The sequence below is a fragment of the Brevibacterium sp. UCMA 11754 genome (assembly GCF_021532275.1).
GTDB lineage: Bacteria > Actinomycetota > Actinomycetes > Actinomycetales > Brevibacteriaceae > Brevibacterium.
The window spans coordinates 91,238-105,432 of the sequence record NZ_JACBOT010000028.1 but is presented as its reverse complement, the minus strand read 5'-3'; the positions used below and the strand labels follow the sequence as shown (position 1 = coordinate 105,432).

General features: G+C 63.8%; 14 protein-coding genes. 6 read left to right on the top strand and 8 right to left on the bottom strand.

Going from position 1 to position 14,195, the window contains the following annotated elements; genetic code table 11:
* Window positions 1-98: 98 nt before the first annotated feature.
* Both HX613_RS15505 and HX613_RS15500 read left to right on the top strand, forming a co-directional pair.
* Window positions 99-701 carry an NADPH-dependent FMN reductase gene (locus tag HX613_RS15505; protein ID WP_235346144.1) on the top strand — a complete coding sequence of 201 codons (603 nt, stop codon included), beginning with the start codon at window positions 99-101 and terminating at the stop codon, window positions 699-701.
* A 166-nt stretch (window positions 702-867) separates the two neighbouring features.
* A complete protein-coding gene (locus HX613_RS15500; RefSeq protein WP_235346143.1) occupies window positions 868-1,629 on the top strand; it encodes an SDR family NAD(P)-dependent oxidoreductase in 762 nt (253 codons plus the stop codon).
* 19 nt (window positions 1,630-1,648) lie between these two features.
* Here HX613_RS15500 and HX613_RS15495 read toward each other — a convergent pair whose 3' ends face one another.
* Window positions 1,649-2,317 (bottom strand): response regulator, encoded by a 669-nt coding sequence (locus HX613_RS15495; RefSeq protein WP_235346142.1) that lies wholly within the window; start codon window positions 2,315-2,317, stop codon window positions 1,649-1,651.
* Window positions 2,314-3,684: a sensor histidine kinase gene (locus HX613_RS15490; RefSeq protein WP_235346141.1), complete on the bottom strand. Its 1,371-nt coding sequence runs from the start codon at window positions 3,682-3,684 to the stop codon at window positions 2,314-2,316. The genes HX613_RS15495 and HX613_RS15490 overlap by 4 nt, the downstream gene beginning before the upstream one ends.
* 108 nt (window positions 3,685-3,792) lie before the next feature.
* On the opposite strand from HX613_RS15490, the gene HX613_RS15485 reads away from it, so the two are divergent.
* The gene (locus HX613_RS15485) at window positions 3,793-4,818 is read left to right on the top strand and encodes a CPBP family intramembrane glutamic endopeptidase (protein ID WP_235346140.1); all 1,026 of its coding nucleotides are present in this window, start codon (window positions 3,793-3,795) and stop codon (window positions 4,816-4,818) included.
* Window positions 4,811-4,945: a hypothetical protein gene (locus tag HX613_RS22290; protein WP_268826958.1), complete on the top strand. Its 135-nt coding sequence runs from the start codon at window positions 4,811-4,813 to the stop codon at window positions 4,943-4,945. The genes HX613_RS15485 and HX613_RS22290 overlap by 8 nt, the downstream gene beginning before the upstream one ends.
* Before the next feature lie 12 nt (window positions 4,946-4,957).
* Here the strand turns inward: HX613_RS22290 and HX613_RS15480 are convergent, their stop codons facing one another.
* The 3 genes from HX613_RS15480 to HX613_RS15470 form a co-directional block, all read right to left on the bottom strand.
* Window positions 4,958-5,728 carry a hypothetical protein gene (locus HX613_RS15480; protein WP_235346139.1) on the bottom strand — a complete coding sequence of 257 codons (771 nt, stop codon included), beginning with the start codon at window positions 5,726-5,728 and terminating at the stop codon, window positions 4,958-4,960.
* Between the two features lie 71 nt (window positions 5,729-5,799).
* Entirely contained in the window at window positions 5,800-7,830 is a 2,031-nt protein-coding gene (locus HX613_RS15475; protein WP_235346138.1) for a sensor histidine kinase, read from the bottom strand.
* Window positions 7,827-8,756 carry a hypothetical protein gene (locus HX613_RS15470; protein ID WP_235346137.1) on the bottom strand — a complete coding sequence of 310 codons (930 nt, stop codon included), beginning with the start codon at window positions 8,754-8,756 and terminating at the stop codon, window positions 7,827-7,829. Before HX613_RS15470 ends, HX613_RS15475 begins: the two co-directional genes overlap by 4 nt.
* A 168-nt stretch (window positions 8,757-8,924) precedes the next feature.
* On the opposite strand from HX613_RS15470, the gene HX613_RS15465 reads away from it, so the two are divergent.
* Window positions 8,925-9,686 (top strand): response regulator, encoded by a 762-nt coding sequence (locus HX613_RS15465; protein WP_268826957.1) that lies wholly within the window; start codon window positions 8,925-8,927, stop codon window positions 9,684-9,686.
* Between the two features lie 191 nt (window positions 9,687-9,877).
* Here the strand turns inward: HX613_RS15465 and HX613_RS15460 are convergent, their stop codons facing one another.
* Window positions 9,878-10,912 carry a nitronate monooxygenase gene (locus HX613_RS15460; RefSeq protein WP_235346136.1) on the bottom strand — a complete coding sequence of 345 codons (1,035 nt, stop codon included), beginning with the start codon at window positions 10,910-10,912 and terminating at the stop codon, window positions 9,878-9,880.
* A 288-nt stretch (window positions 10,913-11,200) separates the two neighbouring features.
* On the opposite strand from HX613_RS15460, the gene HX613_RS15455 reads away from it, so the two are divergent.
* A complete protein-coding gene (locus HX613_RS15455) occupies window positions 11,201-12,727 on the top strand; it encodes an acyltransferase family protein (RefSeq protein ID WP_235346135.1) in 1,527 nt (508 codons plus the stop codon).
* A 56-nt stretch (window positions 12,728-12,783) separates the two neighbouring features.
* On the opposite strand, the gene HX613_RS15450 is transcribed toward HX613_RS15455, so the two are convergent.
* On the bottom strand, window positions 12,784-13,275 hold the full coding sequence (locus HX613_RS15450) for an SRPBCC domain-containing protein (protein ID WP_235346134.1): 492 nt from the start codon (window positions 13,273-13,275) through the stop codon (window positions 12,784-12,786).
* Window positions 13,272-13,625 (bottom strand): ArsR/SmtB family transcription factor, encoded by a 354-nt coding sequence (locus tag HX613_RS15445; protein WP_235346133.1) that lies wholly within the window; start codon window positions 13,623-13,625, stop codon window positions 13,272-13,274. Before HX613_RS15445 ends, HX613_RS15450 begins: the two co-directional genes overlap by 4 nt.
* Window positions 13,626-14,195 lie beyond the last annotated feature (570 nt).

The window sequence follows — 14,195 nt, the reverse complement described above, 5'->3', positions numbered from 1 at the left end:
TGATTGACGGTTCAATCATGTTGGGCAGATGTGGATGGCGCGGACGAAGACTGTCGGTGCCGATCACCTGAAACCAGCATCACCTGACATTGCAACCTATGAATGAACTGAGGACGGACATGCTCAACATCGCCATCATTCCCGGAACTTCGCGCCCGCAGGCACTCAATCCGCAGGTCGTCGCTTGGGCCAAGGACCAGCTGGCCGGTCGCGAGGACGTCCGAGCCGAGATCGTCGACTTCGGTGAGTTCAATCTGCCGCTGCTCGACGAGGTCATCCCGGCCGGCGCGAACATGTACCAGAACGACCACACCAAGGCGTGGGGCGCTAAGCTCGCCGAATTCGACGCTTTCATCTTCGTCACCCCTGAGTACAACCACTCGATCTCCGGATCGCTGAAGAACGCCCTGGACTTCGTGGCCAGCGAGTTCAACCACAAGGTCGCCGGCATCGTGAACTACGGCGCCGACAAGGGTGTGCGTGCCGCCGAGCACCTGCGCCACATCCTCGCCAACTACAAGCTCGCTGTCGTCCGTGACCAGGCCTCCTTCAGCCTCTTCACCGACTTCGCCGATGGCGTCTTCACTCCGACCGAGGTCTCCGCGACCCCGTTCGCTTCGATGGCCGATGACCTCGTGTCCTGGGGCGAGGCACTGAAGTCCGTGCGCGAGGAATCCGCCTCCGAAGAGCAGGCAGCCTGACCGTCATCAGCACGCCCTGCGGATGAGGCAGTCCCTCCCCAGCAGCTGACACGTCCGAAGCCCGCCGCACCGAATGGTCGGCGGGCTTCGTCGTGTCGGGACCCGAAGGGCTTGCGTTAAAGTCGAACCAACTCAAACGTTCACTTCAGTCATGCGAAGGATACTCATGGATCTCAACAGCACAGTCGCACTCGTCACCGGCGGGGCCTCCGGGCTCGGCCGGGCCACCACGGAACGGCTCCTGGCCGCCGGCGCTCAGGTCGTCATGGTCGATCTCAACGCCGAGGTGGGTCAGCAGGTGGCATCGGAACTGGGTGCCAGCGCCCATTTCGTCTCCGCCGATGTCACGAACGAAGAGCAGGTTCAGGCCGCCGTCGACAAGGCGACCGGTCTCGGGCAGCTGCGCGTCGTCGTCAACTGCGCGGGAGTTGCGACTCCCGGCAAGCTTGTCTCGCGCAAGGGCCCACTGGCTTTGGACGCGTTTTCGAAGGTGCTGAACATCAACGTCGTGGGCACGGTCAACGTGTGCCGCCTCGCCGCCGCCGCGATGCAGGCGCAGGAGGCTGTGGGTGAGGAACGCGGCGTCATCGTCAACACCGCCTCGGTCGCGGCCTTCGACGGTCAGATCGGACAGATCGCCTACTCCGCGTCCAAGGGCGCAATCGCCTCGGTGACGCTGCCGATGGCGCGCGAACTCGCATCCTCACAGATCCGTGTCGTGACGATCGCACCGGGTATCTTCGAGACCCCGATGATGGCCGGTCTGCCCGAAGAGGCTCAGGAGTCTCTGGCGAAGTCGATTCCCCATCCCTCTCGGCTGGGCAAGCCCGCCGAGTACGCGCAGCTCGTCGAATCGATCGTCGCCAACCCGATGCTCAACGGTGAGACCATTCGCCTCGACGGCGCCATCCGCATGGCCCCGAAGTGATCTGAGTCGTCCTCGACGCTCAGCGCCGTTCGTTGACGAGCAGGGCCAATTGCACACGGGTGCTGACGTCGAGCTTGTAGAAGATGCGCGCCAGGTGGGTCTTCACCGTGGCCGTGGAGACGAACAGCGCCCGCGCCACCTGTGCATTCGTCATCCCCTGAGCGACCGCCTCGGCGATCTCCCGTTCTCGTGCGGTCAGCGGTTCCAAGGGGTCGGGTCCGATCGGGGCACTGTTCCAATTCGAAGCACCGGACACTCCTGTCGCCGAGGTGGTGTCTCGTCCCAGCAGGGACTCGACCGCACTTGGTGACAAGGTTCGTGTGCCGTTCGCGGCTGCCCGAACCGCGTGGATGAGATCTTCTGGCGGAGTGTCCTTGAGGATGTAGCCGGCCGCTCCCGAGCGCAGTGCCTGAAGCACGAATTCATCGGTGCCGAAGGCCGTGAGGATGAGAACCTCCGGATGAAGAGTCTGAGCCATGAGGGCACGGGTGGCCTCGAGCCCGTCCATGACAGGCATGCGGATGTCCATGAGAATGAGGTCTGGACTCAGCTCTCGGGCGAGCTCGATGGCCTCGGCACCGTTGGCCGCCTCGGCGACGATGTCGATGTCATCGGCGGCGCCGAGGAGCAGGCGCAGGCCCGAACGCATAAGGGACTCGTCGTCGGCGATGATGGCTCTGATGCTCATGCGCTGATCTCTTCCGTGTTCTGGACGGGGATGCGAGCTCGCAGTTCGAAGTCAGGATAGTGGCTGACCTCGAGGTCACCGCCCATCGCCTCCAGCCGTTCCTTGAGACCCAGAATCCCCAGGCCGGAGCCGGCGATGTACTGCTTGCGGTGGGGTTCGCCGTGTGCCGGGGCGCCGAGGAGGCTGTCCGGGTAGTGATTGCGCGCGGTCATCGTGATATATCGAACGGCGTCATCGCCCTCGCCGCCGATGGTGATGGTGAGCATCTCACCGAGCGCGTGTTTGAGGGCATTGGTCATGGTCTCTTGGACGAAGCGGTAGATCGTCATTCGTTCGAGGCTGCCCAGGGCGTGCAGTGATTCGGAGGTGAGCGGTTCGGAGTAGATCAGAGTCACCGACTCCGGGCGGTCGGCGACGAGGCGGTCGAGATCGGGGTCGATCACTGTGCCTTGGTCGTCTCCGCGCAGCATCGTCAGAACCTCTCGCAGCTCGATTCCCGAGCGGCGGGCGCTGCTGGCGATGAGTCGGGCGCTTTCGTGGACGGACTCGGGGTCGAGGTCTCGCCTGACGGACAGTGCACCGGAGTACATGGCGATCACGCTGAGGTGGTGCGAGAGGGAGTCGTGCATGTCGCGGGCGATGCCGCGGCGCACCTCAGCGACGGCACGGTCCTGGCGCGAGCGTTCGCGCAGAAGCGTCTGCGCGGCGGTGTCGATGAGCCCTTGTTCGCGGGCTCCGCGGATGACGCCGATGACGACGATCATTGCGTAGACGGTTCCGTTGACGAGGAACAGCGGAAGTTCGAAGGCTCCGACCGCCGTCGGGGTGAGCGTGTACGTCAGGCCCTGGGAGATGATCGCGGCAGCGAGGCAGGTGAAGTCGAGTGACCAGCTGCGTCGAGACGTGAGGGTGATGAGGATGAGCAGTCCGGCGAATGCGCCGAGGACGCCGATCGTACCGGTGACGATGCCGAGGAATCCGACCGCAACCGGAACCCAGCCGCCGGGCCGACGCTGCAGGGATTCGACGGAGCCGTCCGAGGCGAGGAATTCTACGCCGCCGCGACCAGTGTTCGTGAGGAAATCGCGCAGCTTCTCGGCCGCAATCACCTTGGGGTGCAGGGATCGGCGGGGGATCGTCCGTCCGTCGAAGGCAAGGACGATGGGCAGGCAGGCCAAAGAGATGAGGCCGAAGAGGATATGGATGAACAGTTCGGCACCGAGCGCTCCGGTGCGGGCACCTGCCTCCTCGAAATCCGGCCATTCGGTTCCGACGATGACGATGAGCGCGAACACGCCGACGGCCGCCGAGATGCCTGTCCAAAGCAGGACATGCATCAGAGAGCTGCGGCCGGAAGGAGGAGTCACAATTCGACACTACCTGTCGCCGCTCGCCGGTGCTGTCCTCCGAAAGGATGAGATCATTCGAACCGATGACCGAGCGCTCCCGCCGAGGTGGTGCGAAAGGCTGGAGACATGTCAACGGATTTCATTCGCCAGTTCAGATCGCAGCCGCAGCACAGGTGGTACAGCCCGCTGCTCGTCGTCGTCCTCACCGCCGTCTTCTATGGGGTCGGCCTGATCATCCAGTTCGGTGGGTTCCTCGTCTGGGCACTGATCGTCATCGATGGTGGAAATGGTGACTTCGACTCCCTCGCCGAGACCATGGTCGACTTCAACACGCTCAATGGAATCGTCAACGGTCTGATCACCGTCATCCTCATGTGGCCGGCAGCGGAACTGGCCACACGCATCGTCTATCGCCGGTGGTTCTGGTCGATGATCTCGGTCGGCCGCGGACCTTCCTATAGTGAGGCGGTCGGCCGCGGACTTCGCTGGGGTCTGCTCGGTCGGTACATGCTGCTCGGTCTGCCCGTGTGGGGGATCGCTGCGGTCGTGCTAATCGTCTTCTCACCGGGGGCGATGGGGGACCTGACTTCCGGCGTGCAGTGGGACGGCCGCGTCGCCGCCATGCTCGTCGCAGTTTTCCTGCTCGTGCCGTTCCAGGCCGCCGCCGAGGAGGTCATCTTCCGTGGTCTGGCGATGAACGTCATCGGCAGCTGGCTGAAGCACCCCGCCTGGGCCGTGCTCATCCCTGTCCCATTCTTCGTCTTCGGCCACCTCTACGACCTGCCGGGACTCATCGATGTCGGCATCTTCGCAGGCATCGTCGGCGTCCTCACCCTGTACACGAACGGACTGGAGGTCGGCATGGCCTTCCATATCGTCAACAACATCTTCGCCCTGGGACTCGGGGTCCTCTCCGGTGCCGACATGAATGCGACGAGCGGACCGGCGATCGAGACCGTCATCTCGATCAGCGTCCCGATCGTGTTCGCAGTACTCGTTGTCCTCGACACCCGACGCCGGCAACGCACCGAGGAAAGCAGAGAAGAACGTGGAAACAGGAAAGCGAACCAACAGACGAATTCGGATCTCCCGACGACCACGCGGGTCTGCACAGTGGGCCGCGCACACGATCACCGGGAACCCCGTGCTTGAGCAGCTCGCGGGAATGATCGCGATCCTGGTCCTGCTCATCATCGGTGCCTTCGCAGCAGGCTTCATCGACACTCGTCTGCCCCGGGGCTTCAGCCTGAAGGGCTCGACGGCCGATGGCACCCGATGAGGGGAGCAGGGTTCAGTGGGAGTCCGGCAGCGTCGTCAGGCAGCGGTCGACGAATTCGTCGGGCGTGAGATCGGCTAGGCGGGCGGCTTCCTCAATGCGGCGGACTGATTGCGGTGACAGCTCAGAAACTGCCTTCGCGGACAGATCAGAGTCCCCTTCGCCGAGATCCGTCTGTGGCTCCACTGCCGCGGATTCGGGCCTCAGCAGCAGTGAGGAGACGGGCACTACGACGACCCCCAGGGCCGCGAGTATCCAGACGATTCCGATCAGCCGAGTCAGCCACTCGTAGTCCCACGCAGACTGGAACCAGATTGAGATCAACGACAGCGCGCAGCCGAGAGCGATGAGAAAGAGGGTGATCGACAATGCGATCCTGACCGTCCACGACCGGTTCGAGACCAACAGCAGGATGAGCGAAGCGACGGCGGTGCAGGCGGAGAGAAGGCAGGCCGTGACGAGCAGCTTCCAAGGGAGGTCAACGTCGTAGGGCTCTGCCCAGACGAACCAGAGGGCCAGCGCCAGAGCGAGGACGGCCAGTCCGATGGTGATGACGCCGAACTGCTTGCCGCGCCTGCCGATCAGTGTCGCCCCGCAGAATGTTGCAACGCTGAAGACTCCCGTCAGCGCCGTCGTGGCGAGGACCTGGTACGCGATCTCCGACTCGATGTCGCCGAGGAGGACGATGATCCCGCCCAGCGCCGCGAGACTGAAGGTCGTGACGATCGCCATGACGATCGCTCGTCGGAGGCTTTGGGCCAATGCGCTCGGGGCCTGGTGTGCCATCGGGGGCCGATCCTTCCGAAGGATTGTCTGGGCAGCACCATCATTATCCCATCGGAGCATCAGTAAGCCCTTCACGAGGTGGGCAACGTGGCCTTGACCTCGAATCCGCCCTCAGCAGTCGGACCCACCTGCAGCGTTCCGTCGAGTGCTTCGACCCTCTCGCGCATGCCTTTGAGGCCGAATCCTCCGCCGAGGTGGCCCCCGTCGGGCTGGCCCGAGCCCGGGTGATTCATTCCTGAGTCGGTTGAACCCGGAACCCCGTTGACGACACTGACCGACAGCTGCCACTCATCGGTGCGAACGGACACCCGAATCGGAGCTCCGGGAGCGTGGCGCAGAGCATTCGACAGTGCTTCCTGGACGAGGCGGAAAGCGGTCAATCCGGTCGTCGGGTTGATCTCGATCGGCTCCGCAGGGAATTCGAGTTCAACCTCGGCGCCCGAACCGCGGGTGGCCTCGACGAGGTCGGGAATGTCATCGATCATCGGCTGCGGAGCCAGATCGGCATCGCGGCCACCGCGCAGAATCGCCAGCAGACCGCGCATCTCATTGAGCGCCTGCCGAGCCGAGCCGGCGATCGAATCGAACTCGTCAACGCTTCGGGTATCGAGTTCGGGCAGTCGGTAGCGGGCCGTGGTGGCCTGGACGCTGATGACGGACATGCTGTGCGCGACTACGTCATGGAGTTCCTGGGCGATCCGATTGCGTTCCTCGAGCTCTTGACGCTTGGCCAACTGCTCGGCACTGAGCTGGCGCTCCGTGGCCAGCTGGGTGCGTCCGCGGATCCACAGATTGCCGATGACCGCGACGATCGAGATTCCGGCAGTGAGTGAGATCGTCGTGATGACATTCGCCAGCGCCCCCGACAGCCCTCCCGCATGGGGCATGGTCAGGCTCAGCGCGCCGAGCACTGTGGACAGCGACCACAGGATGACGAGGTGGAGCCAGCTGTGCCGAAGCCCGATGATGAGGTGGAGGAAGAGCAGTGAGAGGATCGCCGTCACCGTCCATGGCCACACCAGACCGAAGGAGTCTGCGGTCAGGATGATTCCGGCCGCAGCCGAGACCAGCCCGACGATGATCGCGGTGACCGGTCTGCGCACGGCGAGCACCAGGGCGCCGCTTTGGCCGAGGGCGACGAGCATCGCAATGACGGTCGACGATTCATACAGCGCTGCCGTCACTGGCCATCCGATAGCCACGAGCACCACGCCGACGAAGATGCTGATTAGCCAGAACCAGCCCTCGCCGGCGGCCCGCGTCAGGAACGAGTTGGCTGCCGGCAACCCCAGAGCTCTCGATCCCGCGGAAGTCGCCGAGGCGGTCCCGTCGGAAGCGTGGCCCGTTGGGTCACCGGCTCGTGCTTTTCCCGCCGAGGTCACCTCATCGTGGCCGGGCGCCAGCCCTGCCGTGACCGCTGCGATCTCCAACCGGGCCATGGCGTGCAGGACGAAGGGGAAGGTGACGAGGAGGATGAGTCCCGCGATGAACTGGAAGGTCGCCTCGGCACCGAATCCCAGAGCCACCACTGAGGTGTCGTTCCACCATGCTGCGATGAAGCTGATGAGATCGGTGTTGTCGTTGGGAAGGAACCGTCCCCAGAAGAAGTAGGTCATCCCGCCCAGGGCACCGAAGAACCAGGGGATCACCACGGAGAAGGTGAAAAGCCGGATGGGCAAGGCGAAGACGGTTTCGAACAGCAGGTCGAGCCAGCGCCGTCCTTCGGCCATGACACCGAACCATCCGCTGATTCCGTGTCCACGGGGACGATGGACCACCTCGGCGATGGGAGCTCCCCACTGCCGGGCACGGGCCCGGGACAGGTTCGCGAACCCGGTCGCGACGTAGAGAGTCACAGGCAGGAGCAGGGCGCCGATCCAGATGATGATGGTGGAGATTGAGACCGAGAACATCGTGATGAGGACGATGAATCCGATGAGGGAGATGAAGAATCCGGGGAGGACGAGGATGGCGTCCCGGCCCAGGTTGTGCCACATCCGCGACCACCATGACCGGGTCTGCGGCGGCGTATCTGGGGGACGGGGCACGTTCTCAGAATACGTGCTCGGCCACGAAGGCGCATCAGTGTATGTCTGGTTCATGATCGGATTCCTTGGTTATTGTGAGCCGGTGTTCGCGGCTCTGGTGAGAGGTGTGCGGGAACGTCTGCTGGGATGTGCCCTGTGGGGGCCGATTTCGATTCGAGGACGCGAGGGTGGAACTGCGAGAGCATCCAGACCCCGGCGATCCCACCGCCGGCGGCGAGGAGCAGCAGGCCGATGGCCATGGGGGTGAGGCCCGCGTACTCGCCGAAGAAGGCGGCGCCGATGACCACCGCCACGATCGGGTCGATGACGGTCAGGCCCGCGAGCACCGTCTCTGGAGGGCCAGAGGCGTAGGCGGTCTGGACCAACCAGAATCCCACCGCCGAGGCGAGAGCTACGGCTGCCAGCACTATCCACCACCGTGAGCCCAATGTTCCAAAATCGGGCAGTCCCTCGGTCACGACGGTCCTGGCGAGGACGTGGGTCGCGGCGGCGACGGTTCCGAAGATGATGCCGGTCATGATGACTCGCGGGATGTGCCCGGCCCGGCTGAGTGCGAAGAGTGTGCCGAAGACGCTGAGGGCGACGAGGAGCGCCATCAGCCAGGTCACCGATTCCTCGGTGGCGACGAGTTCGTGGGAGAATTGCGCCGAGGTGGTCACGAAGGCGAAGATCGAGAACATCGTCACCCCGATGCTGATGAGCAGTGGCGCGCCGAGCTGCAGGCCGAAGTACCGGCGGCTGATGAGCGCGGCGAAGACGAGGGAGATCGCGCCGATGGGTTGGACGATGGCAACAGGGCCGAGTCCCAGGGCGATGACGTTGAGGACGGTCACCATGCCCATCAGCCCCAGGCCGGTGACCCAGGTTGCCCGACGTTTGGGCCCGGGTGTCATGGTGGCGACGGCGTACTGCTGGAAGTGCGTGCCGAGCGCCAAGCAGAAGGCTGCGAGCGTGGCGAGTATTATCGCGGTGATGATCATGGTGTGCACGCTAAGGACCCGGTGTCATGGGGCGCATCATACGAAGGAGTGATTGTGCTGACGGAGGAGTGCTACTTGAGGATGAAATCGGCGCAGGCAGGGAGCCGTTCGCTTGATTTCACGGGTTTTCGAGGGGCCCTGACAGCGTGGGTCGGGTAGCGTAAGAGCATGCCAGAAGCAGGAGCGTCAGGTCCGAGTCCGACACCGCGCCCAACGCCGAGTCCCGCGCCGGGATCGATTGCGCGCGACGGAGTGCCGCCGCCCTCGTCCGAGACGACGCGGGTCGCCATCGTTGATGACCAGGCCATGGTTCGCCAGGGGTTCGGAGCCCTTCTCGATGCACAGCCGGACATGAGTGTCGTCGGCAGTGCTGAGGACGGTTCGCAGGTCGTCGACCTCGTGCGCAGAACCTCGCCAGACGTCATCCTCATGGACATCAGGATGCCGAAGCTCAACGGGTTGGATGCCACCCGAGCGGTGTTCTCGATGCCTGGGGACCACCCGAAGATCATCATGCTCACCACCTTCGATGCCGATGAGTATGTGTTCTCGGCACTGCGCGCGGGAGCGAGCGGGTTTCTGCTCAAGGACGCCACAGCCGAAGACATGATCACAGCCGTGCGAGTGGTCGCCGACGGTCAGTCGCTCTTGGCGCCGTCAGTGACCCGCCGCCTCATCTCCGAGTACGTGAGCGGGCCCAAAGTCGCCAAGGACACTGCCGTCCTCGGGCAGCTGACCGACCGTGAGATCGACGTCATGACGCTGGTGGCCAAGGGCCATGCCAACGCCGAGGTGGCTGCGCACCTGTTCCTGGCCGAGCAGACGGTGAAGACCCACGTGTCCCGGATCCTGTCGAAGCTGGGACTGCGTGATCGCACCCAGATCGTCGTCGCCGCCTACGAATCCGGGCTGGTCGTCGCCGGCAGCTGAGGCCCTAAGGAGTGCCCGAGTTCCCAGCGCCCGAGAGCCGCAGGCACGCGCGAAGTGCTCTTAGTTGGACGTTTTGGGCAGAAGGATCACTGCTAGATCCGACCAAAACGTCCATCTAAGGTGCTCCGGGCACCAAGTCTCCGGGTAACGAGCCACTGGGTAGCCCGGCCTCGCGAATAGTCGAGGAGTGCTCAGCTCCGGGTGAAGGGGGCGCCGAGCTCCTTGACGATCGTCTCCGCTGAGCCCGTCTGGGCGCGGCGATAGCCGGTGCCGGCCCACAGGTGCAGGCCCTGCGGGTCATCATTCTTCTTCGCCTGGGCGCGGAATGACTTCGTCAGGTGGTGGACCGCCGGGTAGGCATCGACTGCGATCGGATCGAACTTCCGCACGAAGTCGTTGACCAGTGCGCGAGCGGGCCGACCGGTGAATGCTCTGGTCAGCTGTGTCTCGTCGAAGTCTGCGGACTGCAGGGCCGCCCGATGAGTCGGCGCAGTGCCTGCCTCATCGCTCAGCAGCAGAAGAGTGCCCACGACCACGGCGCTCGCCCCAGCCTGCAGCAGCTCGTTGACGGACTCCTGGCTGTCGACTCCACCTCCGGCAGCCAGTGGCAGATCCACCTCGGCGAGGACATCTTTCACGAGATCGACGGTGGCCCGATCCTCGATGGACCGTGTCGGATCGGCGGTGCCCGAGTGCCCGCCGGCGCGAGGACCCTGGACGATGAGAGCGTCGATGCCGCGATCGGCAGCCGTGCGCGCCTCAGCGGCGGTCGTCACGGTGGCCACCACTTGAGTGCCGACGGAATGGAGACGATCGACCACCTCGGCGGTGGGGATGTTGAATGTCATCGACACCAGGGGCACGGGGTTGTCGACGAGGTAGTCGACCTTGTCGCTGTAGTGATCGTCGTCCTCGACGGGCTCGGGATCGATGCCGACGCCGCGATCGGCCGCAACGGGCTCGAGTGCCGAGACGAAGGCGTCGAAGGCACCGCGATCGATGGGCACAGGGTTCGGGGCGAAGAGATTGACGCCGAAGTTATTGCTCGTCTCCCGCATGCGCTCGACCAGAGGGGCCAATGCCTCGGCGCTGAGATAGCCGCCGGCCACGAAGGGGAATCCGCCGGCACGGGCGACCGCGGCTGCGAGCTCGGGCGTCGTCGTTCCGCCTGCCATCGGGGCTCCGATGATGGGCAGGTCGGTGGTCTCGAAGGCGATCGTCGTCATCGTTGCGCGCTCCTCAGTAGGACGTTCGGGACGAGTCGCGTCCCTGATCGGGTGATGCTCTCGTTGCCATTCTTGCACTCACGTTGGGCCAAGGCTCTCGGAGGGCGGGGTCGATGAGGGTACGGAGCCGAGGCGTCCCGACTCACCCGAAAGTAGTGCTTGGACGGACTCAGATCGGAACTCAGAGGTGATGTGTGGGCGGCGATCGCGCCCATAGCTTCGGATATATCGAACGACGAGCTCCGCACTCCGTGCAATCAGCGGAGCTCAATCCGACAAGGAGCCGACATGTCACTGACCCTCAGCAGGCCGCCCGAGGCCGGGGTGAACCACCTTCCCGTCCCACCCAGCGGCACCACTGATCGACCGCATCGGGACCGGGCGATCGATCTGATCCGCTTCGGCTGCCTCGTCGTCGTGGTGATCCTGCATTCGATGATGAGCGCAGCCGTGCTCGGCGCAGACGGTGACGTTGTGCCCACGGTGGCGCTGCTGCATACCGCTGGCTTCACAGCCGCCTCGTGGTTCTTCCAGATCATGCCGCTGTTCTTCTTCATCGGCGGATATGCCGCCATCAGCGGCTGGCGACGCACCCAAGCCACCGGAGGCACCTGGGCCGACTATATTCGTGCCCGTCTGCGCCGCCTCGTCATTCCGGTCGCCACCCTCATCGGCCTCGCCGGCGCAGGACTGTCGATCGCCTCGGAACTGGGTGTTCCCGCAGACCTGCTCGCCGAGGCGAGCACTCGGATCGGGCAGCCTCTGTGGTTCCTCGCCGTCTACGTCGGGCTGACCTCCTTGGTTCCCCTGGCGGTGCACTTTCACGAAAGGGCGCCGAGGCGGACGATCGCAGTGCTCGCCGGCGCTGTGGTGGCGGTGGATGGCTTGGTCGCACTCACGGGAGTGACCGGCCTGGGATATCTCAACTTCCTGTTCGTCTGGCCCTTGATCCAGCAGTTCGGCTTCTTCTACGCCGACGCCATTCATCGACCTGTGCGCGTCCGGTTGGCCTGGACAGTGATGGTCTCCGCCTTGGTGGTCCTCGGAGGGCTCGTCGGACTCGGGGTCTACAGCCCGAATATGCTCATCAACCTCAACCCACCGACCGGGGCATTGGTACTGCTGGGCATTGCGCAGATGAGCGTCCTGCGGCTGAGCCATGCGCGACTCAACGAAATTGTGGCTGGCGGCCGCCGGGGGACGGAGCGTGCGCGCGAGTACCGAGCTGGCATCTGGCAGCGCGTTATCACTTGGGGAAACGCCTACGGCATCCAGGTCTATCTGTGGCACATGCCGATCGTCATCACTCTCATCGGAGCTCTGGGCTACGCAGCTCAGCTGCTGTCTGGGGTGCCGGCAGGGGATGGACTGTCAGCGGCCGGGATCGTGCTCCCTGAGATCGAATCGAGCTGGTGGTGGCTGACCAGGCTGCCATGGCTGATGACGGTGATGGGACTGGCTGCGCTTTTGGCAGTGGCCATGTCGAAGATCCCGTATCCCAGCGAGGCGAGGTTGGCCAGATTCGGGAGCGCAGCGGCGAGGGTTGTGCGGGAGAGTTTCTCGACTTCCGAGGCTCGAGTGGGTCAGCGTTTATTGACTCCTGTTCCTCGGGCCCTCATCGCAGTCACCCTGGCAATGGGTGGCATCGCGACTGCGCTTCTCGTGGGAATCGCTGCGCTGATCTGGACGCTTGTCTCTATCGCGGCGCTCCTGACTTCGCTGGTGCTGGCCGCCACCATGAAGGCGCAGATTCCAGCGGAGAGTGAAGTGCCGACCGTGACGGATCGTGTCAAGGCGACGGCCAGCCTCGTCTGAGGCCGACTGCCGTACGTGCAGCAGCACGTGCTGCTGCAAGCGCCGTAGCGCTCGCCTCACTCCACGGACTTCGCCAGCTGCTCGGTGACGGTGCTCCAGCCGTCGAAGAAGCCGAGCTCCTCGTGACGGGCGCGCTGCTCGGGGCTGCCATGGCGGACGACGGCCTGATAGTCGGTGCCATCGGCATGGTCACTCAGGATGATCTCGGTGGTCATGGAGACAGGGTCGGGAAAGGCCGGGTGCCAGGAACTGTTGACGGCGTTGGTGAACACGAGGCGACTGCTGTCCTCGATGACGAGGAAGACTGCGTCGACGTGCGGCACAAATGATTCGCCGTCCTCGCTCATCATGGTGGAGAAGGCCCCTCCGGGACGCAGCTCCAGCGCGTCGACGCGGAGGGTGAGCGGTTCTGGAATCCACCACTTCGCCAGCTTCTCAGGATCAGTCCATGCGGACCAGATGGTTTCCTTGGGTGCCCGAATCACTCTCTGGATCGTGAGGTCGAGAGCGGAGTCGAAATGCCGGGTGCGAGCGAGATGTGCGGTCATGATTCTTCCCTACTGTGAGTGGTGTCGCTGTCGCCGGTCACGAACTGCTCGAGACGATCTGTGCTGGCCTCCCAGATGAGTCTCTGCTCGGCGAGCCAATCATTGAGCAGTGTCAGGCGATCGCTGTTGAGCACGCAGGTGCGCACTCGTCCTGACTTCCGTGTCCGAATCAGCCCACACGATTCCAAGGTGCGCACATGCTTCATGAACGACGGGAGCGAGATCGACAGGGGCTCTGCCAACTCTCCGATGCTCGCCGGTCCGTGGCCGAGGCGATGAATCACGGTGCGCCTTGTGGGATCGGCAAGTGCGGTGAACATCGCATCGAGCTCCTCCGAATACTTAGCCATGAAGCTAAGTATTACATGGCTTAATCGTGAAGGTCAATGGTTCCCCGTGGACGAAATGTGACGCCGCAAGACGGAAATCTCATCCATGTATTGTTGAGCAATCGGAATCTTGATATTGTGAATTTCGTCAGCACGATATGACTGAACTATCTCAACAGAGGGCGCGATGATCGCATACAAGAACACTCAGGCCTGGGCGCTGGCCACGCGGTTCGAGGCTCTTGATTGTTCGATGCCTATGAGCATGCGCCGCTCTCTTGCAGGTGACTGACCCGCTAGACCTACTCCTAGACCCTTGGTCGGTTCGCCGTTTCCATTGCGCCTGTCCATTGCCTGCATCCGGGTCTCAGGGTGCGCGCCGGGTGGAGTGCTATCGCATTGATGTTCAATCCTTTTCTTCAATGTGTTGAGCAATCGATCTAGCGGGAGAGTCTTCGCGGCAGTCCCTCTTCGACCTCTGCCATGGCAGTGCCGTGCGTTCGTCAACTTCGGGGCAATTGGTGAGAACCAGTCGCACCCTTCACAGCCTCATTTCTCGTACTCGCTTCTCAAACATTCACTTCTCACACC